This window comes from Arthrobacter sp. YN (assembly GCF_002224285.1).
GTDB lineage: Bacteria > Actinomycetota > Actinomycetes > Actinomycetales > Micrococcaceae > Arthrobacter.
Genome location: NZ_CP022436.1, coordinates 1313874 through 1338822, shown reverse-complemented (window position 1 = coordinate 1338822; position 24949 = coordinate 1313874). Strand labels below are relative to the sequence as shown.

Annotated in this window: 13 protein-coding genes; 11 read left to right on the top strand and 2 right to left on the bottom strand. The window is 61.7% G+C overall.

What is annotated here, in order from left to right; translation table 11 throughout:
* Positions 1-216: 216 nt before the first annotated feature.
* The 11 genes from CGK93_RS06140 to CGK93_RS23775 all read left to right on the top strand — a co-directional run bounded on the left by CGK93_RS06140 (position 217) and on the right by CGK93_RS23775 (position 22116).
* Complete coding sequence (locus CGK93_RS06140; RefSeq protein ID WP_089594062.1) at positions 217-2616, top strand: McrB family protein; 2400 nt, start codon at positions 217-219, stop codon at positions 2614-2616.
* Positions 2600-3829, top strand: coding sequence for an McrC family protein (locus CGK93_RS06135; protein ID WP_089594061.1), 1230 nt, complete (start codon positions 2600-2602; stop codon positions 3827-3829). The genes CGK93_RS06140 and CGK93_RS06135 overlap by 17 nt, the downstream gene beginning before the upstream one ends.
* Before the next feature lie 40 nt (positions 3830-3869).
* On the top strand, positions 3870-4190 hold the full coding sequence (locus tag CGK93_RS06130; RefSeq protein WP_089594060.1) for a hypothetical protein: 321 nt from the start codon (positions 3870-3872) through the stop codon (positions 4188-4190).
* Between the two features lie 129 nt (positions 4191-4319).
* Positions 4320-8216 carry a BREX system serine/threonine kinase PglW gene (pglW, locus tag CGK93_RS06125; RefSeq protein WP_157731635.1) on the top strand — a complete coding sequence of 1299 codons (3897 nt, stop codon included), beginning with the start codon at positions 4320-4322 and terminating at the stop codon, positions 8214-8216.
* Complete coding sequence (locus CGK93_RS06120) at positions 8213-8539, top strand: hypothetical protein (protein WP_198318368.1); 327 nt, start codon at positions 8213-8215, stop codon at positions 8537-8539. The genes pglW and CGK93_RS06120 overlap by 4 nt, the downstream gene beginning before the upstream one ends.
* Positions 8536-12087: a BREX-2 system adenine-specific DNA-methyltransferase PglX gene (pglX, locus tag CGK93_RS06115; protein ID WP_089594057.1), complete on the top strand. Its 3552-nt coding sequence runs from the start codon at positions 8536-8538 to the stop codon at positions 12085-12087. The genes CGK93_RS06120 and pglX overlap by 4 nt, the downstream gene beginning before the upstream one ends.
* Complete coding sequence (locus CGK93_RS06110) at positions 12084-15860, top strand: DUF6079 family protein (RefSeq protein ID WP_089594056.1); 3777 nt, start codon at positions 12084-12086, stop codon at positions 15858-15860. Before pglX ends, CGK93_RS06110 begins: the two co-directional genes overlap by 4 nt.
* Entirely contained in the window at positions 15857-18604 is a 2748-nt protein-coding gene (gene pglZ / locus CGK93_RS06105; RefSeq protein ID WP_089594055.1) for a BREX-2 system phosphatase PglZ, read from the top strand. Before CGK93_RS06110 ends, pglZ begins: the two co-directional genes overlap by 4 nt.
* A complete protein-coding gene (brxD, locus tag CGK93_RS06100) occupies positions 18597-19949 on the top strand; it encodes a BREX system ATP-binding protein BrxD (RefSeq protein WP_157731633.1) in 1353 nt (450 codons plus the stop codon). Before pglZ ends, brxD begins: the two co-directional genes overlap by 8 nt.
* Positions 19946-21475, top strand: a complete 1530-nt coding sequence (locus CGK93_RS06095) for a DEAD/DEAH box helicase (RefSeq protein WP_198318367.1) — start codon at positions 19946-19948, stop codon at positions 21473-21475. Before brxD ends, CGK93_RS06095 begins: the two co-directional genes overlap by 4 nt.
* Positions 21476-21549: 74 nt before the next feature.
* Positions 21550-22116: a hypothetical protein gene (locus tag CGK93_RS23775; protein ID WP_198318365.1), complete on the top strand. Its 567-nt coding sequence runs from the start codon at positions 21550-21552 to the stop codon at positions 22114-22116.
* 176 nt (positions 22117-22292) lie between these two features.
* On the opposite strand, the gene CGK93_RS23465 is transcribed toward CGK93_RS23775, so the two are convergent.
* Together CGK93_RS23465 and CGK93_RS06090 are read right to left on the bottom strand one after the other, a co-directional pair.
* On the bottom strand, positions 22293-22772 hold the full coding sequence (locus CGK93_RS23465; RefSeq protein ID WP_157731631.1) for a hypothetical protein: 480 nt from the start codon (positions 22770-22772) through the stop codon (positions 22293-22295).
* A 129-nt stretch (positions 22773-22901) separates the two neighbouring features.
* Positions 22902-24173 (bottom strand): ATP-binding protein, encoded by a 1272-nt coding sequence (locus CGK93_RS06090; RefSeq protein WP_089594054.1) that lies wholly within the window; start codon positions 24171-24173, stop codon positions 22902-22904.
* Positions 24174-24949 lie beyond the last annotated feature (776 nt).

Here is a 24949-nt window from a genome sequence, read left to right as displayed (position 1 = left end):
TTCGATCAGTGGTTCCTGGGCTTCGGCGATTGTGACGAGGTGCCGCCAGGAGGTCAGTCCACGCCGTTTGCGCCGCATAACCCCCGGCGACGGCGAGATCCGCTCCGACGCGACCTCCCGGGTACTCGGGAGAAATCTTCCCCGTGCGTCCCCCCATTGACCCGGTCTCACCGTGCCGAACGCGGTCCGCCGCAATGGAGATGCCAAGATACAACCATGAATGTCCTTCAATCACCGAGTGCAGTAACCCGTATCGTCCTGCCATCAGCAGATGGTATGTACGCTGCAGCATCACAGTGGCGTGACGAATGCTTGATCGGCAACAACAGCTTATTCACTGGCCAATCTGTAGACGGCGGGTTAGCTGCAGCGGAACTAGTCTCAGCTTTCGTCGAACAGCCGAACATCGGGGACGGCAAATTTGTAAATAAGCTCAAATCTCAACTCGAAGATGTCAGTTCAGACGCCGTACAAGTAGCGGCCGAGCTTTTGTACGTTCACTTTCTCATCATCTCTACAGAGTCGATTAAAGGCGAGACAAAGCGGGACCAAGTGAACGCGGTTATCGCGTTCCGTGAGGAAGGAACCACTCGCATTCCAGCTGATCTTGCCCACGCGCTGATGGGTGGCGCTGCGCGACCCGGCCAAGGATTCAACAATTATCGTTGGAAGATGTTCGGCTACCTAATCCGCATTTTCGAACATTTCAAGAACATGAGCATTGACGCTCGTCGCGCCGCTCTCATGGACTTGACTTCTTTCAAGGACAGCGTTCAATCCATTGACGATCAGACCGTTTGGTCCCAACGGTACGCCTTAGAGCATCTATTGTTCCCTGACGAAGCGCCCGCTATGGTCAGCCGGGAAGACCGTAAGTTGGTTCGTTCGAGCTTCCCGGCCCGGTCAGGCGACCACTCGAGTGTCGAAGAAATCGTAAGGATCTTGAAACCCAACGTTTCCTACGGGGACCGGCACGGGGTTAATCTTTATCGCACTCCCTACCGTGAAGTCTGGAAAGGCGGGAACGACAAGCTCGAGCTTTACATAGATTGGGCGCTCAAGGTTAAGCAGTTGAAGGATCTCGACCGGCGAGAGCGCGACTGGAAGGTCACACTGGCGAAGACGACAAACCAGGTTCTCGACGCTATCTCCGCTGGAGAAAACGTGGTGGAGCTTCTGAGGAAGGTTCTCTCCCCCAGCCTCCTCGTCGATTACCGGGCTGCTGATGACTTTCTCAAGTGGGTTTCCAAGAATGAATCGAGGGCAGTTAGCGCCCTAGGTGAGTTGACCCGTGATCCGGGACCGGAGTCCATCGACCGATTCCTGGAATTCGTTCCCCGCGAAGGCCAGCTGGCCGGAGATGGTGCACGACTCAGCCTAGCCACGGCCTTGCTGATGAGTCACGGAGTCGAGGAGATGCCTCCCTGGCGTCACACAGCGGCGGATCTTACCGTACGTCTAACAGATGGAAACAAGCCACAAGAGTCAGCGACGGCCGGCGAAAAGTACGTTCTTTTTCTTGAACGACTCGATCTGATCATGAATGCGATGAAGGCCCGCGGCGTTCCCCTACGTGACCGTCTCGATGCACAAGTCTTGGCCTGGACGCTGGCCACCAATGATGGCTTTGACGACTGGTCCGTCGAGGACAACGCAGCCTTCAAGAACTGGCGAACAGGAAAAGGCGAAGCGATTCCGCCTCAATCTGCCTCGGTGCACTCGTCGAGCAACGCCACGAGCCCCTCGGCCGCGGCAACGCTGGAAGATCTCGCCGACGCCCTGCACTTTGACAATACCGGCCTCGAATGGCTTGAAGAAACCATTGACCTCCTACGGCACAAGAGGCAGCTTATTCTCCAAGGCCCACCAGGGACGGGGAAGACCTATGTGGCACGAGCAATTGCAACCTTCCTCGCCGAGAATGAGGACCACGTATTGCTGACACAGTTCCATCCCGGAACGAGCTACGAAGACTTCATTCAGGGCCTCCGCCCAAATGCGAAAAACCCATCAACCTTCAAGCTGACTGAAGGCCCTTTCATGAAAGCTGCCCTCAAAGCGGCCGAGGAACCTGAAAAAACATTTGTAGTCATTATCGATGAAATCAACCGGGCAAACATCCCTGCCGTCTTCGGAGAGCTGTACTATCTGCTGGAGTATCGAGACCAAGCGGTCACGCTCAACTACGGTGGAGAGTTCAGTCTTCCTCCGAATTTGCTGGTCATAGGTACCATGAACACCGCAGACCGGTCGATTACTTCGTTGGACACCGCGCTCCGTCGTCGCTTTTACGTCCGGGACCTACATCCAGACAGCACGCCGGTGGATGGCGTGCTGCGGCGGTTTCTCGAGCAGAACGCACCTGAGATTCTCTGGCTGGTTAACCTTCTCGACGAAGCCAATCGCAGGATCATTGATGCCGACCAGATGATTGGTCCAAGCCATTTCATGGGTAAAGACATGAACGAAGTGTGGGCTCGTCGAGCTTGGGACAACTCTGTCTTGCCAACTCTTCGGGAAATTTTCTACAACCGAGCAGACGTTCTAGATCGCTTCAATTTCGACGAGCTCAAAACCGCAATATACGAACCCACCGCCGATGCTGACACTGACTGAATGGGACCAGTCCGGCCCCCTTTCGGTGACCACTGCCCAGCGCCGAGTACTGGAAGACTCCTTCTCCGCCAGTTTCAAATCCTGCGGTACTGGAGACCACGTGCAAGTGACACCGGGCAGCGTGGTCGGGACTGTGTCTGTTGGCGGCATATCCATTGTTGTGAGGCCGAAGATACCCATCGATCGAGTTTTGTTCATGACAGCATTCACGGCCGATCCCTATCACTGGGACGACGCTTGGTCATCCATTTCCAGTGTCGACAACCTGGTTGACGGAGTCATTGGTCTATTTGTTAGAGCTTGCCGCACGGTGACCGCACGAGGCCTACTCCGGTCCTACCGTTCCACAGTAAGCGACCTTCGCTACGTGAAGGGCCGGGTTCGGTGGCCAACCCAAGCGACTCGTCAACAGCCCATTCCAATTGCGGTCACCTATCAGGTGCATGACGATGACATCGTCGAGAACCAGATCATTCGCGAGACACTCAAGCTGCTGAGGGCCACTACCAGTTCGAATCCCTCGCTGGCCCTTGAACTGCACAGCGTCTGGCTGCAGTTCAGAGACTTCGCACCGCTCCCAGACGCGTTGGCTACGCTCACCAAATTACCTTGGACAAGAAGAAACGAGCACTACCGGCCGGTACTCGAATTGGCTCGTATCATCCTTGAAAACAAGTTGCCAAACATCGATACGGGTGGCGTTCCGGTCATGGGTTTCACGCTCAAACTCCCCCGGGTCTTCGAATCGTTTGTGCGCGCGTGCCTACGGCACTACTCGGGACTCTCCGAGCATGAATTTCCCGACTCATGGTCAAAGTCACTCAAGCTTGATGAGGGGAACACCGTGAGCTTGAACCCTGATTTGGGTATTCGCGTCAATGCAGCCTGGAAGTTTGTCGGAGACGTTAAGTACAAACGTGACGACGGGCCCGGAAAGAACGCTGACCTGTACCAGCTTCTCGCATACGCCACGGCGACACAGTTGAGTAGCGCAACCCTGATCTATGCTCACGGGCCCAGCAGCGTGAGAACTCACGTCGTCAGGCACACCGACGTCTCCATCAAGGTCCGACATATTGAACTCCAGAAACCGCCCAAGGACGTTCTGGGCCAGCTCCAGACCATTGCGCTTGAGGATCTGCAAGGTGTCAGCGCCCCAAAGCGAGCTACTCGAGACGGATCAAGGAATCTTGATAGGCCTCGAATACAATGATCTCTGCCTAGTTCCAGCTACGCCAAGGACCTTTCCCAGCATGACACAAGACAAACCAGGACTCTTCGACCTCCCCGAGCCGGTAATCGCAGCTCCAGTCATCACAGACACACCCATATCTCCTGTGCAGATCGCGTCGATTCGCGATGCATTCGATATCGCTGGAATCACCGACATGAGTACGCGGCAGGAAGTCATCCAGTCCTGCGTCGTCAGAAGGATCACGAACATTCGTGAGCTGTACTCTCGCGACGTACGTCAGATCCTTTCTCGGATCGACGCGTGGGGCCGAAAGACTGAGCCTGCATCCGGATCAGCCTGGGACAATCGCGAAGAGGACACCTGGATCGACAAACTGTAGCTGCAAGCCTTCTGCCGCCAAACGCCCTTTGCACAGCGCGCGTCGATGCCGAATCACGCCTCGAAAACGTTGGTAATGTAGACCGGTAATGTCCAAGAGAAGTGTGTGCACGTCGCGTGGGGGAACCGGGTGGAGCAAGACCGCTGGATCGAAGTAAGCGATTCTCAGTTCCCGCATGAGATCGAGGGCCTCGCCTACCTCAAGGGGAAGATCCCGGCGCAGAGTCCCTACCGGGTATGGAGCAACTTTGAGTTCCGGGACGGCCGCGGCGGATGGCATGAAGTCGACGCTCTGTTACTCGGCCGTGGCGGTCTGCACTTGCTGGAGCTCAAGTACTATTCCGGCAAGCTGACCGGCAATGACACGCAGTGGCTCCGTGACGGAAGACGTGCGGAACCGTCGCCGCTGCTGCTGGCGCGGCGCAAGGCCCAGTACCTGGCCTCGAAGCTCAAGGAAGCACTCCGTGAATGGGCGCGCGAAAAGGGTATCCGGATTGAGGACGAGCGAAGCGTCATCCCCTTCGTAAATCAGGCGGTCTTCCTTCACCACCCAAGGTTTGTCAGCGAACTCCCGGCTTCCTCGGCGCTCGGTCTCTACGGGCTCGATGAAACAGAAGCTGCCAGCCATCTTTCCGGCATCAGCAACCTGATCGGCCAGGAACCGCGTGCCAATGCCGCCATCGGTCAGAACCAGGAAGCGATCCTCGTAGACCTCATGGCCCGCATTGGCCTGGTCCAGCGCCGCGAACGCGAGGCCGGGTCGTGGATTATCGAGGATGGAGCCCTCGACGAGGGCCCGGGCTGGCAGGACTGGAGCGGCTACCACAAGGTCTCCAAGCAGGAAACAGTCCGTATCCGTTTCCAGGTCACGCCGCCGGGAACATCGCAGTCCGTAGCCAGCCGCAACTACAAGATCGCCGAACACGAGTTCCGGCTCATGAGTCGCCTCTCACACGACGGCCTGTTGAGGCCGCGCGATCTGGTCGATTCCGAACTCGGTGTCGGATTGGTTTACGACTATTCCGATGGCATGCAACGGCTGGACCTCTGGCTCGGCGGGCAGCCTAACGGGCTGCCCCTCGACCAGCGCTTGTCCATCATCCGTCAGCTGGCTGAAGCCCTCGACTACGCGCACCGCAACCAGGTGGTCCACCGTGGCCTGAGTCCCAAGGCCGTCTGGGTCAAGACAGTTCACGGACAGCCCAAGGTCCTTATCGGCGACTGGCAAAGCGCCGGTTTGGCATCAGGACAGGTCCTCACCGGACATGCCGCCGACGGCGTCACTTCGCTGCTGGACCGCAGGCCGGACCCCAATCAGGCAGACGCATGGCTGACCGAAGCCTTTGAAGCCCCCGAGGGACGCTGGCAGCCGGAATCAGCAGATCGTATCCGCGTGGACGTCTTTTCCCTTGGCGCCCTGGCCTACTTCATCCTCGCGGCGCAACGTCCCGCTGATTCCTCGCTGGTCCTCGCAGAGCGGCTGCGGAACCAGCGCGGCCTGGACCTCTCCCTTGAGCTGCCCTCCATCTCGCCGAGCATTCGCGAAGCCGTGCTGGGTGCCACCAGGCCCGCGCCCGGCGAACGGTTCGACGGCGTCAATAAGTTCATGGACGCATTGTTCGATTCCGCCGCACCTTCCGCAGCGGCAAGCGAGGACATCGACGCCGTCGACGCCGCTCCAGGCACAGTTTTGGCTGACGGACGGTTTAGTGTCGTACGCCGGCTCGGGCGCGGTTCGACCGCTGTCGGGCTGCTGGTCAAAGACTCGGACGACGACGGCGCGCAGCGGGTCTTGAAGGTCGCGGTGGACGCCAAGGCGGCACAGCGGCTCCACGAAGAAGCCGCGGTGCTGCGTGCGCTCTCCGGCCCACGCCTGGTCAAAATCCTCGACGGGCCCCTTCCCTTGGGCGACCGCTCGGCGCTGTTGTTGGAGAGCGCCGGTGATCAAACGCTCAGCGAACTGCTGCGCGAGCGTAAACGCCTTTCGCTGGACCTGTTGGAAAGGCTGGGTCGGGACCTACTGGAGGCACTGGTACAGCTGGACAAGGATGGTGTTGATCACCGTGATATCAAGCCGGGCAACTTGGGCGTTCGTGCGGAGCGCAGTGGCAAACACCTCGTGCTCTTCGACTTCTCCCTGTCTCGGGCTGCTGCGTCGGACATTGCTGCCGGGACCCCTCCATATTTGGATCCGTTCCTCGGCGGTCTCCGGAGCCGTTTTGATTCCGCCGCGGAACGATACGCGGCCGCGGTCGTGCTGTTCGAAATGGCAACCGGCCACACGCCGTTCTACGGTGATCCGCTGGCCAACCCAGCCTCTGTGCCGGACGAGGCCAGCATCGAGGCCCACGACTTCGACCGGGCCGTTGCCCCACGCCTCGTCTCGTTCTTCCGCACGGCGCTGGCCCGGGACGCCAAGCAACGCTATGACACCGCTGCGGAGATGCTGGAGAACTGGCGGGCCGCGTTCCCGACCGACGCCACCACCGCCCCGGAAAACTCGGACGAACTCGCAGCCGCAGCAACGCCGGCTACCCCGCTGGAGCAGTCCGGACTGTCTGCTCGCGCCCTCTCCGCTCTGGAACCGCTTGGCGTCAGCACCGTCGGGGAACTTACGGCGGTTGATCCGGTCCGGCTAAACGCGCTGCGGGGGGTCGCCCATGCCACCAAACGCGAGGTTTCCACTCGGGCTCTGGCGTGGCGGGAGAAATTCGGCGAAAAGGCGAAGCACGGAACACCGGGCTCTGCCCTGCTCCCCTCAGTCCTTGCCCTCGCCGAACGGCTCGTCGAGGCCGCCGGCACACGGAAAGCCGTCCAGTCCCGCGCGGCCGCCGGCCTGATCCTAGGCACGTACGGCGCGGTCGACGCATTTGCGACCCAGGCACAACTGGGCGCGCATCTGCCGAACCCCGTCACCGCCGCCGGCGCCAACCAACTCGTTGGGAAACTCCAGACTGCCTGGGCCGAGGACAAACAGGTGCTGGGCTTCCTGCGCCACCTTTCCGCAGTGGTGAACCAGCGACTGAATGCGCTCGGTGGGGCCGCCACCATCGACGAACTTACTAGAGAAGTGCTGGCCCAGACCACGGTCGAGTCCGAGCGCACTGGCGAGAATGAACGCATCGCCCGGGGACTGCTGCGGATCGTCGTGGACCGCCAGCGCGCCCTCAAGCGCGCGGACTCCAACGACGAACCACTGGAGCTGCGCCGCCGGGACGGCAACGTAGTGCTGATCGCTCGTGAGACCCCACTGCTGGATGCGGCAGAACGGCTGGGTCGCGAAGCCGACTCACTGCTCGCCGAGTCGACAGCGCAGCCTGCCATAGTACCTGCCGAACGCGTCCACCAGCGGCTGTCCGCGCTCCTCGATGCCGCAGGCATTGGGGACGCGCTACTGCGCGACCGGGTCCGGTTGGCGCGTCTGGCCGCCGGGTTGTCCCGCCAAGCCGCAGCGTCCGGCAGCGGCGAACTGCACCACAGGGACCTGTCCCAGATCGAGGCGCTGGGGCTCGCACTGCGCGGTGTGGCAGGACCGCAGCGTCTCTCACCCCGCGAAATCGTTGACCGTGTCCGCGTCCGCTTCCCCGCCGTACCAGCTCTTCCGACGTCGGGACGCCTCGCCGAACTGCTCCGCGAGGCCGGCCTGGACCTCGTCCATGACCACGCATCCGGGACCTACGGCACCCCCACCATCGCGGAGCCGACCCAGGGCAGTTCCTCACGCCTGGCCACGGGAACTCACGCCGGCAGCCTGTTTGCCAGCGAAGTCAGCCCTGAGTCAAGGCTCCGCGAAAGCATCAGCCAGCGATCTTTCCTGGCTTTGGGAGCCCGAGCCGACCTTTGCGACACCTTGGCCGTGCAGCTGGAAACGGAGTATCACGCCCAGCGGATCGATGTCACCGCGCTTCTGCTGGACGAGTTGAAGTCCTTGAGCCTGGGGCAGGGTTTCCGTCCTGGGAAGCGCTGGTTCGTGCCGACGCACAGCCGGAGAACGACCGGGCCACCCGCGGTGTGGCCGCAGCAGTGAAGCGGGCCGTCCCGGTGGTCGAGGCTGCCATAAGCGCGGCCGCCGCAGATACCGGACCGGAACCCCGGCCGGTCGTCATCGTCGAGGCCTCCCCCTTGGCCCGCTACGGACACACGGACATCCTCCGGCACTGGAGCGACCTGGCCACCGGCCGCGGCCAGGCGGTATGGGTGATCCTGCCGCAGGTCGGCGCGAGCCGGGGGCCGCTGCTCGACGGCGTCTCGGTCCAGACTTCCCCCAACCAATATCTCCGTGTCGACACTGCTTGGATCGACACCCCTACTAACCTCATCCCGGCAGCCGTCGAAGGAGCCACCCTGTGACCATTGGCAAGGACCTCACCCCCAAACTTCAGAAGTTGGTGCTCCGGATCGAAGACGACCTGCGGACCAGGCTCGAAGAAGATCCGGGGCTCAAGGCTAAGTGGCAGTCCGAGCACACCGACGCGCTGCGCGCCGAACGCACCTCTTCCGCGTGGGTTAGCTGGCGCGACGACCGCATCACACAGGCCGCCGTCGGCTGGGTCCTGACCACGGTATTCCTGCGCTTCTGCGAGGACAACGCGCTGCTCTCCAAGGTATGGATCGCCGGTCCCGGCGCCCGCCGGCAGGAAGCGTTCGACGCCGAAAATGCCTACTTCCGCGCACACCCGGAAAACACCTGGCGCGAATGGATTATGGAAGGCATCAGCCATCTACGGTCCTTCCCCGCCACCGTGGCACTGGTCGACGAACATGCGGCCCTCTGGCAGGTCTCCCCCTCCGGCGCGATGGCCAAGGAAATCCTGGACTTCTGGCGCGCCACCGACGAAGCCGGCGTCCCGCTCTACGACTTCCAGGACAGCGCACTCTCGACCCGCTTCCTCGGCGACCTCTACCAGGATCTCTCGGAGTACGCAAAGAAAACCTTCGCCCTGCTCCAAACCCCCGAATTTGTCGAGGAGTTCATCCTGGATCAAACACTCACCCCTGCGCTGGCCGAGCGCCCGCTGGAAGGCTTCAAGCTCATCGACCCGACGTGTGGGTCCGGGCACTTTCTGCTGGGTGGGTTCCAGCGTCTGCTGGAAGAATGGAGCGCCAAGGCGCCGAATTTGGAGGCCCGCGAACGCGTGCAGATGGCACTCGACGCCATCCACGGCGTAGACCTTAACCCCTTCGCAGTAGCTATCGCCAGCTTCCGACTCACTATCGCCGCTCTCCAGGCGACGGGTGAGCTCGACCTGGAACGCGCCCCCGACTTCAGCCTCCACTTGGCCGCTGGAGACTCGCTGCTCTATGGAAGGGCAGACCGTCCGTTCGAACAGGAGGGCTTCGACCTCGACGCGCAAATGAGCGGCTTCGCCTACTCCGTGGAGGACCGCGTGCTCCTGGAGTCGATCCTCGCCGAGAACCAATACGACGTCGTGGTCGGCAATCCGCCCTACATCACGGTCAAAGACAAGACCCTCAATGAGCGCTATCGCAAGCTGTACAAGACATGCAAGGGGCAATACGCACTCTCGGTGCCGTTCATGGAGCGGTTCTTCCGACTCGCTAAATTCGGTTCGGACAAGCAAACCGCAGGTTGGACCGGGCAAATCACCTCCAACTCCTTTATGAAGCGCGAATTCGGGTCCAAGATCATCGAGGAATACCTCACCCGCCAGGACCTGCGACTAGTCGTTGACACATCCGGCGCCTACATCCCCGGCCACGGCACCCCGACGGTCATCCTCATCGGCAAGCACCAACGCCCGGTCAGCCAGACCGTCCGAGCGGTCCTCGGCGTCCAAGGCGAACCTGGACGGCCACAGGACCCGGCCAACGGACTAGTGTGGCGTGCGACGACAGACCACCTTGACCAGCCGGGATACGACGGCCAGTGGATCTCCGTCGCCGACCTCCCCCGACAGCGCCTAGCTACACATCCGTGGAGCTTGACCGGTGGCGGCGCGGTTGCTCTCTTGCAAGAAATCGAAGCCGGTTCGGCTGAACCGTTGTCGTCAGTCGTCGCTGACATCGGGTTCATGACGGTCACGCGCGAGGATGAGGCATACCTTCTAGGCGCACCGACGTTGGCACGACGTGGTGTATCACCGCAGCTGACTAAGCGCATCGCAGCCGGAAGCGATATTCGTGATTGGGCTATTGGGACCGAACAAACGGCGCTGTGTACCTATGATGGGAATGGCCAACCTGTTCTTGATTCCGCCAGCTCCCGCCTCCTCTGGCCAATGAAACAACACCTGCTGAACCGACGTGCGCTAAGCGGCACGCAGGTGGAGCAAGGGCTCGAATGGTGGGAATACTCGCAACTCAACAAGAAACGCTATACGGCCGACCGACTCATCTCATTCGCGTTCGTCGCTACGCACAACCATTTCACGCTCACAGATCGCGGGACTCTTTTCATCAGATCCGCCCCCGTCTTAAGGTTGCCGGAGGGCGCGTCCGAGGATGAGCACCTGGCCCTGCTCGGCGTGCTTAATTCCTCGACCGCGTGCTTCTGGCTCAAGCAGAATAGCCACAATAAAGGAAATGGTGGCATTGGCGGGGGCATCGGTGATGAATCATGGGAACCCCGATATGAGTTCACGGGAACGACGCTTCAGGACTTCCCGCTGCCCTCGATCCTGCCGTTGGATCGGGGACGGCTCCTCGACCAACTCGCACAGGACCTCGCTGCGACGTCGCCGCCATCGGTTGTAAGCAGCGCCCAGCCGACCGCTACTGCACTGTTTGAGGCACAGAAAAGGGCACAGATCCTGCACGGTCAGATGGTGGCGGCCCAGGAGGAACTGGATTGGGAAACCTACCGCCTTTATGGCCTGATAGCTGAGGACCTTACTTATACTCTGGATCCTTTACCCGAGGTTCAGCTGGGCCAGCGCGCATTCGAGATCGTACTGGCACGTCAAATTGCCAACGGCACCGCTACGTCAGCGTGGTTCACGCGTCACGGCTCCTCACCGGTCACTGGGATCCCGGCTGACTGGCCGGACGACTACCGGGCCTTAGTTCAGCGCCGCGTTGACGCCATCGAAGCCAACGCGAGCATCAAGCTGCTGGAAAAGCCGGAGTTCAAGCGTCGTTGGGTCTCCGAACCATGGGAAAAGCAGCAGGAACGCGCACTATCGGCTTGGCTCATGGACAAGCTGGAGGATCGCGATTTCTGGTTCGACGCGCAGGACCGTCCGACGGCGCGCAGCATCGCGCAACTGGCCGATATGGTTTCCCGCGATGCCGATCTGGTCAGTGTTCTGGGACTCTGGGACGGCACAGTCGACGTCGACGTCACCAAGGCCCTCACCAAGCTGCTCACAGACGAAGCAGTCCCTTACCTCGCGGCCCAGCGACTCAAGGACACTGGTCTGCGGAAGCGCGAAGCGTGGGAGGAAACGTGGGAGCTACAACGCCGCGAAGACAATGGCGAGGACGTGGGTAAGATCCCGGTGCCGCCCAAGTACGCCACAGCCGATTTCCGGAAGGCTTCTTGGTGGCAGGCGCGCGGGAAGCTTGACGTGCCCAAGGAACGCTTCATCCTGTACCCGGATGCCGGGCGTTCCACCGACCCGACACTGCTGCTCGGCTGGGCCGGTTGGGACCACGTCCAGCAGTTCCTCGTCCTCGCTACCATCATGGACGAGCGGATCGCCGAGGGAACCGATGACGCTCAGCTGGTTCCACTCGCTGCCGGCATGGCGGAAGTTCTGCCCTGGGTACAGCAGTGGCATGCCGATCTGGACCCGACTTTTGGCATGAGCATGGCCGATTTCTGTGCAGCTCAGCTGGAGGAACGAATGACCCAGCTCACTGTCTCGACCACCGATCTGAAGGCCTGGCGTCCCGCCACGGCTACCCGCAGCCGCCGCGCCGTCAAGGAGAACGCATGACTATCCTGCTTCGCGACGTCTTCGACATCCCTGAACGCGCCGGCGTCGAGGATTACGTCCTCCGTCTCACCGACGCCGTTACCGGTGACGGTGCCCGGCACGCCCTCGACGACTACGTGGTCACGCCATCCCTGGTGGGGGCCTTCGACTCCGCGTTGGGCTTGGTGTCCGATGCGCTGACCACGGGAATCAACCGCGGGGCGTTCCTGACGGGGTCCTTCGGCTCGGGTAAGTCCCACTTTATGGCTGTCCTCCACGCCCTCCTGCGCCACGATCCTAAGGCACGATCGGTCCTTGAACTCCAGGAGACCGTCGCAGGCCACGACGCTGTGCTGTCCGGCAGGAACATCCTGCCGTTGGCGTTCCATTTCCTGGACGGCCAGTCGATGGAACAGGTCATCTTCGACGCGTACGTCCGACACATCCAGGCCGCCCACCCAGCTTCGCCCCTACCCGCGCTATTCGCTTCCGATGCCCTCCTTGAGGACGCGGAGAACCTGCGTCAGCGAATTGGAGATATCGCGTTCCTCCAGGGTCTGGGCGGGGAAGCGGCCGACGCCGAGTTTGATGAGTTCTCCGGCCTGCTCGGCTCCAGCGGCTGGGATCTGGACCGATACCACGCGGCCCGCACCGCACCCGTACAAAGTGTGGAGCGGCAGTCCTTGGTCAGCGGCCTGGTGGGGACGTACTTCAAGGCTTTCGTCCGGTCCGGCGCGTACGTGGACCTGGACACGGGGCTCGCCGCCATGTCGTCTCACGCCAAGGCGCTTGGCTACGACGCCGTTGTCCTGTTCCTCGATGAACTGGTCCTCTGGCTCGCGTTCGGCATGCACGAACCAGAGTTCTTCCGCCGCGAATCCCAGAAACTGACCAAGCTGGTGGAGGGATCCTATGGCAGCCTCGAGGCCCCCTTGGTCTCGTTTGTAGCCAGGCAGATGGACCTGCGCAAGTGGTTCGCCGACGCCGGCGCCAACGGTGTCCAGCAGGAGGCATTGGAGTCTGCGTTTCGGCATCAGGAAGGACGCTTCGCGAAGATCGAACTGGGCGATGACAACCTCCCGTTCGTCGCCAGCAAGCGCCTTCTCAAGGCCAAAGACGATGCCGCCAAGCTGTCCGTTGACGATGCCTTCACTCGACTGGATCGCAACCCCAAGGTCTGGGATGTCCTGCTCGACGGGGTCAACTCCGATGACCAGCACCGAGGGTCCGACGAGAAAGCGTTCCGGCTCACCTACCCGTTTGCCCCCGCTCTGGTCTCCACCTTGCGTTCCCTGGCCAGCGTCATGCAGCGCGACCGCACCGCGCTGAAGGTCATGCAGCAGATGCTGGTTGACCGCCGGAACACGATGAGCATTGAGGAGGTCATCCCCGTCGGGGACAGCTTCGATTACATCGTTAAGGGTCAGGCCGGGGCTGCCCTCGACGCGCAAGCTGCGGCGCTCTTCCGCTCCGCCACCCAGCTCTACCGGGACAAGCTGACGCCCAAGATTCTCTCCACCCACCACCTTGCCGCCTCCGACCTGCAGGATCCGTCGCGGCTGACCCCCGCATTCCGCGCGGATGACCGACTCGCCAAAACACTGCTGCTCTCCGCTGTCGCCCCCAACGTCCCCGCTTTGAAGGCGCTGACCGCAGCAAGGCTCGCCTCGCTGAACCACGGCTCGATCGCGTCGCCGCTGGCCGGTGGGGAGGCCAACATCGTGCTGGCCAAGGTGAAGAACTGGTCCCGTGAGGTACCCGAAATCCATGTCGGCTCGGAACCGTTAAACCCCATCATCCGCGTCCAGCTGTCCAACGTCGACTACGAATCGATCGTAGAAAAGGCTAAGGGCGAGGACAACCCTGGCCGCCAACGCCAGCTGATTCGCAAGTTGGTCGCCGAAGGGCTCGGCCTTGAACTCGGCGAGCCCGACGCCTGGAACGTTTACCGGCATCCCGTCGTATGGCGCGGCTCTAAGCGCGAGGTCGAACTGGTCTTCGGCAACGTGCGCGACGCAGGCTGGCTCACGGATGAGCATTTCCGTTCCGGAGCCGGCGCGTGGCGCTTCGTCATCGATCACCCCTTCGATGAACAACAGCACACCGCCACGGAAGACATCGAGCGAATCGAGAACTTGCGAGCGCGCAATTTCACGTCCCGAACTGTCGTCTGGCTGCCGCGTTTCCTCTCCTCGGAGTCCATGCGCGACCTCCGCAGGCTCGTGGTATTGGACTGGTTGCTGGAGGGGACCGGAGACCGCTGGAACAGCCACGCCAATCACCTCAGTGAGGTGGACCGCCAACAGGCCCGTGGCATCCTCGAGTCCCAGCAAGCGGCCTTGCGCGAAGGATTGCTACGTATTATCCAGCAGGCATACGGAGCAGCGACTCCCGCGCCCGGGGCCCTGCTCGAGGATCCCGCACATGTGGAGGTCCTGTACTCCCTGGATCCGGAATATGTGCCCCAGCCCCCGGTCGGGGCTACCCTCGGGGCGGGCTTCAGGCAGCTGGTGAACCGTGCGTTCGAATCCGCGTACCCGGGCCATCCGCGCTTCGAGCCGGAGGACACCGAGGTCAGGGTTGCCGACCTTAAGGCCGTCGCCGCGGCGTTGGAGGCCGCAGCCGCCGAACCGGATGGCCGCGCCCCTTACCCCGGCGACGCACGGACGGTCCGCCGGATCGCCAACCCACTCGAAGTTGGGCTCGCGGGGGAAACCCACTTTCTCTTTGGTGACGGACGTTTCGGTCCTTGGGGCGCCTCGCTTGAGCAAGGGCTCTCGCGTGCGGGCATCGGCAACGACGATGCCGTCACGGTTTCGAAGTTGCGCGAGATCATCGACGGGGTCGAACCGGCCCATGGGCTGCGTAATGAAGTCTCCGACCTAATAGTGATTGCGTGGGGTCTGCTCCGCCAGCGTGCCTGGTTCAATCACGGCGGTGCGCTGCCGGCAGCTCCTTCGCCGGGAGCGCTCCAGCCAAGCATGGAACTGCGGCCCCAGCCCATGCCGTCGCAACAAGAGTGGGAGGTGGCCCGCGCCACCGCGGGTCGCGTGTTCGCGATCGAGGCCCCCAAGTACCGCACCCCTGCCGCGGTTGCGTCCCTTGCTGAGGCCACGCGCACGTTTGCCCGCACGCGTGTCGTCGACGCGGACGCGCTGGTCACTGCGTTGGAGTCTGCCGCCACGCGGCTCAAGACCGATGGGGGCAACCGTTTGGTGCTCGCCAGCGGGATTGCGAAGGCACTTGGTGCCTTGCAGCACCAAAATGGTGTGACACTGGTTCAGACTCTCGCCGGGCTGGACCTCCCGGCTACGCCGGAGGAAGCTTCAGCATCCCTCGCTCGCGCCAAGGAGGTTGTCACGGCCCTGTCGTCATTCTCATGGAGCCGGCTGACACCCGTCCGCGAGGCCGCTGCTGGCCATGGTGAACGGGCGGATGCCGCGCAAGACATCCTCGACAGTCTCACCACCGCTCTGAACGGCCATGAGCACGCTTATGCATGTGCGAAGGCGCTCAGGACAGCCGAAGATGCAATATTTGACTGGCTCGCCAGAGCACCTGTGCCGGCAGCGCCTGCGCCGCCGGTGTCTCCCGGTCCTGTTGCACCGGTTGCTCCCCCGGCGACACCAAAGCCCGACGATGTTGTTCTTCCACCCACCGTCGCACCGCCCGCCGTTCCTGGCGGGAACTGGCGCACCGCCGTCGGCACCGACAACGCGGTGTCCGAGCTGCAGACCTTCATCCAGAACAACCCCAACCGCCGAATCGAAGTGCAGTGGAGGATCGTCGAGTGAGCGCGCAGCCGACCGCCGCCGGCACGGTAAGCACCGCCGTCGTCCGTTCTCTAGTCTCCGCGGCCCGCAAAAACGGCACCCAGCGAGTGATCGGCCTCCGTGCCGTCCCGGACCCCGACGCCGAACGACGCTTCGGGGATTCCGGGGAACCCGTGCACGTGCTGCCCTGCGTCTCCTCGCTGGCCATCCGTGATGCTTTGCGCAACCGTCCCGTTGGGGAATGGCTCGTGATCCTGACCGACCGGCCGGAGGAAGACCTGGGCGCCGGTATCCTGGGGCATTTCGCGCACCAGCGGCTCCAGACCCCCGGGGCCTGGGAGGCCCTTAAGGAGCGTTTCGGTGCCGACCGGATCGATCGCGCTTTATCCACGCTGAAGCAGCGGTTGCCAGTGGCGCAGGGCTTATTGCGCATCACTCCCGACGACGGCTGGCCCGTCGCACCGGACGCCGTTTTGACCATCGATCATGCCTTCGGCTCCGTCGCCGAGCGGCAGCTGGCACTGACCCGCGGTCCGGTGGATGCGCTCAGCGTTATGGACTGGACCACGAGATCAGATGCCGCGGACCGTATGGCGGACCTGCGCGAATTCGGCGGTAATGAACTCGCCGACGCCGTCCTCCAGTGGTTGACCGGCCGCGCCGGGCAGGCAGGCACACCGTTGCTGCGGTTGCTCCTCTCTGGTCAGGCCGCCGAGGCCGTCCCGATCGGAATTGCGCTCAATGTTCTGACCGACACGGCCGGACGGACTGCCCACGATCAACAACTCACTCAGCTGGCACTGGCCCGGCTCGAACACCTGTGGACTGGTTCCGTCGAAGCGGTTACTCTGCCCATGCTGGCGGCGCTGGGCAAGGTTGCGCGCAGCGTTGTCGAAGCTCAGCTGGACGACCCCGCGCGCTGGCAGGAAGGTCATACCGCGCTACAGGCCGCCGACCGAATGCTGGTCAAGATTCAGGCAGCCAGCCTGGGTAGCGGTTCGCAGCTGCTGCCCGGCGGGCTCACCGCGTCACTGCACCGGCTCGCGGAATCGCTCCGGTCCTACCCAACATCAGGGATCGACGTCGTGGAGGAGGCTTGGTCGAGGGTGGAAGCCCATCGCTTAGCGTATCCATTACGAGGAAGCGCCCGGGATCCCCGAGTAGAACCGTTTCGTGCCGCCGTTAGGCTGGCCCGCTGGCTCAGCCGCGACAACGTGCTGCCGGACAGTTTCGCCGCCGCCGTCCAACTGCAAGCCCGCGACCATGCGTGGGTCGATGCCGCGTATAACGATGCGGTGGGCGGCGTCAGCGATCAGCTTCTGGGTGAAGGTCTCGGCACCATCGCGCGACTCACGGAGCAGCGGCGCCATGGCCACGACCGGGCCTTCGCACGCCTGTTGGCCGCGTCAGTCGCCTCAGACGAGGGCCAGACGACTGGCCGCTTGGATGGCGCCGGAGACCAGGCCTGGCACCTGGAGCGGTTACTGCCCTCGGTGGTGCTACCGCTGGCGCGAACGAAAAACACCCTGCTGCTGGTCCTCGACGGCATGAGCGCCGCCACCGCCACGGAGTTAACCTCTACCGTGCTGCACGGCAACGAGGGCTGGTCCGAAGCCATCCCCGCTGCCGCCGAACGTCGCGGGTCTGCCGTGGCCGTGCTGCCGACACTCACGAACCTCAGCCGCGCATCCCTCCTCAGCGGCGAGCTGACCTCTGGCGGACAGTCCCGTGAATTGTCGGGTTTCGCCGCGATGTCGAACGCCGGCGGGATCGCCCGGTCCGTGCTCTTCCACAAGGCACCCCTGGACTCGTCGCGTCCAGGATTGGCTCTGCAGGACGACATTTCCGTTTCTATCGCTGACCCGCAGATGCAGCTCGTGGCCTGCGTTCTGAACACCATCGACGACGCCCTGGACAAGAGCGACCCGGCCGGAACCACATGGACTCCTGACACCATCCGGCACCTCCGACCCTTGCTTTCCGCTGCCATGGCCGCCGGACGCACCGTGGTTATGACATCCGATCACGGGCACATCGTGGAGCGCCGCCGCGGGGAACTGCGCGCGTTCGGTGAAACGAGCAGCGCACGGTCCCGGACACCGGAATCTCCCGCCGGTGACGACGAGGTGCTGGTCCAGGGCCGCCGTGTCCTGACCGAAGGCGGCAGCGCAGTACTCGCCGTCGACGAAACCTTGCGCTACGGACCAATCAAGGCCGGATACCACGGAGGCGCTTCCCCCGCAGAGGTCGTGGTTCCGGTCGTTGTCTTGGTTCCCGGCGATGACGTCCCCGACGGGTGGAAGCTGGCGCCGTCACAGGAACCACTGTGGTGGTCGGTTGCCGCCAGCGGCGCCGCGGCGCGACCGGGTGCCGGCCTGACGAAGACAGCCAAGGACAACACCCCATCACTGCTCGACATCCTTGACTCCCCGGACCCCGTCCCCACCGCGGCGGGGACCGGCGCCGCCGTCGTATCTTCTGGCATGTTCAAGGCGCAGAAAGCGATCGCCGGCCGACTCGCCGTTGCCGATGGCCAAGTCGCTACGCTGTTGGATGCTCTGGTAGTTGCGCCGGGGACCCGGCTGGTCAAAGAGACGGCCGCCGTCGTCCTTCAGGTAGCCCCCACGCGCATGGATGGGGCGGTGGCCCAACTGCAGAAGCTGCTCAACGTCGAAGGCTACGGAGTGTTGCGTGTCGACGGTTCCATGCTGGTCCTCGACGCACGCCTGCTCCGTGAACAGTTCGGGGTGACAGACCGTGGCTGAAGTGTCCCCGCGCAGGCGCCGTGAAGTGATCGACGCGCTGCGGCGTGGCACGGTTCCTTCCAACGGACTCGACCTGCTCGCCGTCGGACTGGATCGTTTCCAGCTCGCCGTTGACGAGGAACTCGAGACCGTCGCGGGAAGTGGTGCCGTGGTCAAGGCAGTCCGTGGGGAGTACGGCACAGGAAAGACCTTCTACACGCGCCATCTTGCGGACAAGGCCCTCAGGAAGGGTTTCGCCGCCGCCGAAGTGCAGATTTCCGAGACCGAGACCCCGCTGCACAAGCTTGAAACCGTCTACCGCCGGATTACCGAATCGCTGCGCACTGCCTCGGTGGCTCCCAGCGCGTTCCGCTCGGTCCTGGATGCCTGGCTGTTCACTCTCGAGGACGACGCCATCGCCGCAGACCCCGCGCTGGCCACCGCCTCATCGAGTGACCTGACGGCCGCCGCGGATGAGCTGCTGGACCGGCGGTTGGCAGAGGTGAGTGCGAAGACACCTGCCTTCGCCCAGGCACTCCGCGGTTACCGAGCAGCCATAGCTGCTGGAGATGCCGCTGTTGCGGACGGGCTCGCAGCATGGCTCGGTGGCCAGCCCCATGTGGGCGCTTCGGCCAAGCGCGGGGCCGGAATCCGCGGCGATCTTGACCACTTCGGTGCCCTGGGATTCCTGCAGGGTCTGCTACTTATTCTGCGAGACGCCGGGCATCCTGGCCTGCTGGTGGTTTTGGACGAGGTCGAGACCCTGCAACGAATGCGATCGGATGTGCGGGACAAAGCCCTCAACGCGCTGCGCCAGCTCATGGATGAAGTGGATTCCGGTCGGTTCCCGGGCTTGTATCTGGTGCTGACCGGAACACCGGCTTTCTTCACCGGGCCATCGGGGGTGCCCCGCTTGGCGCCCCTGGCACAGCGTCTGGCGACGGATTTCGGCACCAATTCGCGCTTCGACAACCCCCGGGCCGTACAGATCCGTTTGGCCGGCTTCAACCGTGAAGCGCTCGAAGCTTTGGGCATCAAGGTACGGGACCTCTATCTTCTCGGTGCCGATGCTCCTGACCGTATCCGCCAGCTCGTCGATGATCCCTACATCTCCGATCTGGCAGACGCCGTGGCCGGCGGGCTGGGCGGCAAGGTGGGCATCGCGCCTAGGATCTTCCTAAAGAAACTCATCGGCGACGTGTTGGACCGTGTTGACCAGTTCGATGACTTCGACCCGCGCCAGCACTACGCCTTGACCCTCGCCCGCGAGGACCTAAGCCCCGAGGAACGCAACGCCGTCGGCGGCACCCTCGGAGTGGGCGGAGGCTACGCGGCGACCGCGGACGACGTCGAACTTAACATATGACCCAGGTCGCCGGGTTTGACGCACTCCACACGGTGGTCCAGCACCACATCGCCAACACGCTGGGATGGGGCGGCCTGCGGCCGCTGCAGTCCGAGTCCGTCAGTCCCGTCTTGGGCGGCAACGATTGCCTGCTCCTGGCTCCCACCGCCGGAGGCAAGACCGAGGCAGCATTGTTCCCGCTGCTGACCCGTATGGCTGAGGAGGCGTGGACAGGGACGTCAGTCCTCTACGTGTGTCCCCTGCGCGCGTTGCTGAACAACCTGGAGCCACGGGTCGCTTCCTACGCCGGATGGCTCGGACGCACCGCGGCGGTACGGCATGGAGACACCACTGCGGGTGCCCGCAGGCGTCAAGTCCTCGACCGACCCGACATCTTGCTGACAACTCCGGAATCGTTGGAATCCATGCTCGTGTCCACGCTGGCCGATCCCCGGACTCTGTTCGCGGATGTCCGCGCCATTGTGGTCGACGAGGTCCATGCCTTTGCCGGGGACGATCGGGGCTGGCACTTGTTGGGAGTTGTGGAACGGATCTCTCAGTTGGCCGGCCGGCCGCTGCAAAGGATTGGACTGTCCGCGACGGTCGGCAACGCCCCGGAACTTCTGACGTGGTTGCAGGGCAGCAATCGGGTCTCGGAGATGCCTGCCTCCGTGATCGCTCCGGATGGTGGCTCTGCGGCCCCACCGGAGATGCAGCTCGATTTCGTGGGCAGTGAATTGAACGCCGCCAAAGTGATCGCTGCCCTGCATCGCGGCGAAAAACGGCTCGTCTTTGCCGATTCGCGCAGGACGGTGGAAAAGGTTTCGCTGGGGCTGCGGGATCTTGAGGTGGAGACTTTCGTTTCGCATTCCTCCTTGTCGGTGGATGCCCGCAGGCAGGCCGAAACCGCGTTCTCCCAGGCCCGCAACTGCGTCATCGTGTCCACCTCGACCCTGGAGCTCGGCATCGACGTGGGCGACCTCGATAGGGTGGTCCAGATCGGCGCACCGCGCACCGTCGCCTCGGTACTGCAGCGGCTCGGCCGGACCGGCCGCAGGCCGGGAACAGAACGAAACATGCTTTTCCTGTCCACCGACGACGCGCAGTTCCTTCGCGCCTGTGGGCTGTTGCTGCTGTGGTCTGAGGGCTATGTGGAGCCTGTCACTCCCCCGCCCTCGCCCTTGCATGTCGCAGCACAACAACTCCTAGGATTGACGCTGCAGGAGCGTCGGGTGGGGCCAACACCTGGCAGGAGTGGTTCTCCGGGCTCGGGCTCGCCTCGCAGGTCGAGTGGCAGCACATTGCAGCCTGGCTGGTGGAAACCGGACACCTCGATTCGGACCAAGGGATGCTCTTCATGGGCCCCGAAGCTGAGCGGAAATACGGCGGCATCCATTATCGAGATCTCATGGCGGTTTTCACCGCTGACCCTCAAATCGTCATTCTGCATGGTCGAGAGGAGGTCGGTTCGGTCGACCCTATGGTCCTGCAGCGAAAAGTTGATGGGCTTCGACTTCTTACTCTCGGAGGAAGGGCGTGGCAGGTGAACTATGTAGATTGGAAGCGACACCGCGCTTACGTTGAACCGTCCGCGAACGCGGCCGACTCCAAATGGTCCAGCATGCCTCAGCCCGAGTCCTATGCGCTGAGTGATGCAACTCGGCGGGTGCTGCTCGGAGCCATACCGAATGGCGTCAATTTGTCTAAACGGGCTCTGAACAAGCTCGAGGAACTTCAAGATGAATACTCCCATCGCGTAGTCCATGACTCCAGCGTCTTAGTACGCGAGTCGAATGGGCGCCTTCGCTGGTGGACCTGGGCTGGGGCGCGGGCCAATGCAGTCCTCGCGGCCGGCTTGCTTGACCTTGCACCCGAATTGATTGATGAGTCGCGAGCCTACAACAACTGGCAAATTGGCTTGCGAGGAGACGTAAGCGCGAAGGATCTGATGGGAGCGACGGGCAGAATCCAGGACTCATTGCTCCGGGAGCCGTGCTCGATCTTGCCCCAAATGGACGATCGGGCACTCAAAACATTGAAGTTTGTGGAGCTTCTCCCTCACTCGCTGGCGGTTAGCACTCTTGCCGAGCGCGGCAGCGATCACGTTGGAGCTGCATCAGTTGCATTAAGAGGTGTCTCCACCGCGGTGGCCCGCTATCCCAAAAAAAATTCCGAGTTGATACCCTGATTCGGGCCAAAGCTTTTAAAAGACTTGACGCCCACTGACCCACCACATTTCTTTCGAGCGGTCCGAATCTATTCAATCCTATGCATATTACTTCGTTGCTCTCTTTAAAATTGACTCCGCATCACCGACATAAAGCACGCATCCGCTGCTGGGCTATCTTGAAAAATGTCCTGACCTCACGAATAGCCGGACAATTCTTCTTGTGCACGTTCTAATCTAGAAGTCTCAACCGAGCTCATTTGGCTCCGATTTACGAACGCTTGATAGATACGAAACCAGTTATCGTACATGTCTAATTCGGCCAGCTTCAAAAGTCGGATCGTTCGGAGACCCTTAAGAGTCTTTGCACTAGGTATATCCGGTTTATTGAGTAAATTCTGATAACCCCCTTCAATATGATCGGCGATCCTATCAAGGTAGGGATGACAAATTGCAAAGATGCTCAGTTCGTAAACATCATTTTTATTGATAACTGAATCAAAGCTCCGCTTCAAGGTCTGGTTGCAAGTCTTACACACTAGCAGTAAGTTCTTCAGTTCGAAGGACCATATCGGATATTGACTTTTGTCGGCAAAATGTTCAATGTCAGCCTCACGCCGAATAGCGCGACCAATTTCAATACAACAATATGCGCAAAAGCTGCCTTGGTTCTTCATGGCTAAAATTCTGAATTCCCTCTTGAAGTCACTACCATGTGACCATGGAGCACCCCTGAGGGCAGCGTAACGACGACTCGTGAGGGGAAGATCGCTCGGGTCAAGAGAGGGTAGGCTACGCATCAACCATCACGACCTTCCAAGCATGACCGATGCTTGAGAGAGGATGTGACTGACTTCTGGCGTGTCGTCCCCGGCTACTCTCTTGAGCCTCTCAAATGCTGCGACGAATTCATCTCCCATTCCTGGCTTGGGGCGTCCAGCACTAATCGCTCTAATCAACAGTGTCAGGTCCTTCTCAACATCTCGATTCCGCGAGGTCCTGGACTCGAACGCCCGGTAGAGAAGACTCTCGATGGATCTTCCCGCGTAGTCTCCTTCGTAAGGCACAAAGTGGCCTCTCCGTGAGCCCGGAACCAAAAGTTCGGCACCTTCCACGACGACGTGTGGTGAATGTGTCGTAACTATGAAATGACAACCAAACTCGTCAGGAATCATCCGATTCATTTCAGGGATCATGCGGCTCTGCCATTCTGGATGGAGCCCGATCTCAGGTTCGTCAAATAGGACTAGTGAGTTTGGTACAACATAGCGAGCAAGCCGCGCCAGGTTAGAGAGAATAAGTTGCTCACCGGCACTCAAATCTATAGCCCGGACATACCGCCCTTCCTTTATGAGGTGGATGTATGGCAAGATAATTTTTACGTCAAAGGCAGCTTCAAGCAGTTGTGAAGGGTGAAGATCATTACGTCTGGCCACATCTTCAATCCGTGCACAGTGATCGGTCCGATCGCCTGATGGACCCGATTTTTCCAATCTCCGAATCGAAGGCAGTAACTCTATGAGCTCGTCGATTGCGGACCCGTGCCTTGAATCCAGTATTATTCGGCTGCGTGAGTTGTATCCGCGACTAATATCTGCAACTCTGTCGCGTCGCTCCCTCCATCTACGCAGCCCAACTTCTCTAATCCCAAATTGCGGTGGTTGAGCAAAATTGACACCCACAATGTCTAGCGCGGGAGCGAACATACGTTGGCGTTCGGGCAAAAACCACGACCAGGCTACAGTCTCGGCGATCTGATCTGCCCAAACCCCTGACGTCACCATGTTCGTGCCTTGCCTGACACCTAGGTATACATACTGCGGAACCTTAGTATCTGACAATGGAAACTTGTCGTAGACCATGTTTGAGATGACGAGGACACGTTCCGGATGCTCACTGCTTGCGTACCCGGGATCTTTTAACGATGACCTCATGGTGACTGCGATATCGGTTAAGAGCCGACTCTTACCCGAGCCATTGGGCCCGATAATGGTCGAAATGAAATTTCCTAAAGCGGGCGGTGGCGAAAAGCGGACCTCGAAGTCCTGGTTACTATAACCGTGGAGCCTATACGTCATGCCTGAACCGTACCTGAAGCAAGGACACTGTTCAGAACTCTGCGCTCCCGTGCAACCTGCTAAAGGGGTGCCTCTGATGACCCTTTCTAAACACTCCTTGAGGCGTGTCGGGCCAGCGGGCCGAGAAGCAAACGCGCCAAGACCCGAACAGCGGTATGCTCGTCCTGCGATCGCATTCGGCGCTCGCTTCCAGAGGCCGTCCACCTGCCCTTCCCGCTCGCCCTCCCAATGTGGTGTTGGCACATGCGTCAGTGGGTCATCGGCTGGCGCACCTCAGACGACCCAGCTCCCATTCCGCGAAACCCGCAACGCACGCTGGCGGAGAGGGCTCGAAAGGAGCGGACCGAGGAAGCCCGTGCTGCCCGCGAACGGCCCGCCGATCCCCGCGCGAACTGGGACGGCAATGGTGGTCGATCCCCCACGGTCTTGTGCAGACCGCGCTGCGCATTCCGGAGGGGCTCAGTCTCGTGGAGGACTCCCTTGACTGGGAAACGCGACCACCATCCCGCCCCATCGAACAGGCCGAATCCTTGAGATCCGCACGGCCTATGACTGGACAAAGCTGTGCCGGCATTCCCTTTGGAGATCACCGCTTCCCGTCGGCACGGCTGGTTCCGGACCACCGGCCGGCACGGTGAGGGATCATTCCCGACTGGGAACGAGTTGCGACTGAGTGGGATGCCGTGCACCTTACTGTCACCGGGTACCTCAGCGTGGCTAACGTTCTTTGGCTGTAGAGCAAGATACGGCCACAGGTCATCGCGGGCTGGGATCCG

Coding starts and splice junctions, on each gene's coding strand:
- CGK93_RS06110 (WP_089594056.1), top strand. CDS start 12,084: ATGACTATCCTGCTTCGCGACGTCTTCGACATCCCTGAACGCGCCGGC.
- CGK93_RS06135 (WP_089594061.1), top strand. CDS start 2,600: ATGCTGACACTGACTGAATGGGACCAGTCCGGCCCCCTTTCGGTGACC.
- CGK93_RS23775 (WP_198318365.1), top strand. CDS start 21,550: ATGCCTCAGCCCGAGTCCTATGCGCTGAGTGATGCAACTCGGCGGGTG.
- CGK93_RS06090 (WP_089594054.1), bottom strand. CDS start 24,173: ATGACGTATAGGCTCCACGGTTATAGTAACCAGGACTTCGAGGTCCGC.
- CGK93_RS06140 (WP_089594062.1), top strand. CDS start 217: ATGAATGTCCTTCAATCACCGAGTGCAGTAACCCGTATCGTCCTGCCA.
- CGK93_RS06130 (WP_089594060.1), top strand. CDS start 3,870: ATGACACAAGACAAACCAGGACTCTTCGACCTCCCCGAGCCGGTAATC.
- CGK93_RS23465 (WP_157731631.1), bottom strand. CDS start 22,772: ATGAAGAACCAAGGCAGCTTTTGCGCATATTGTTGTATTGAAATTGGT.
- CGK93_RS06095 (WP_198318367.1), top strand. CDS start 19,946: ATGACCCAGGTCGCCGGGTTTGACGCACTCCACACGGTGGTCCAGCAC.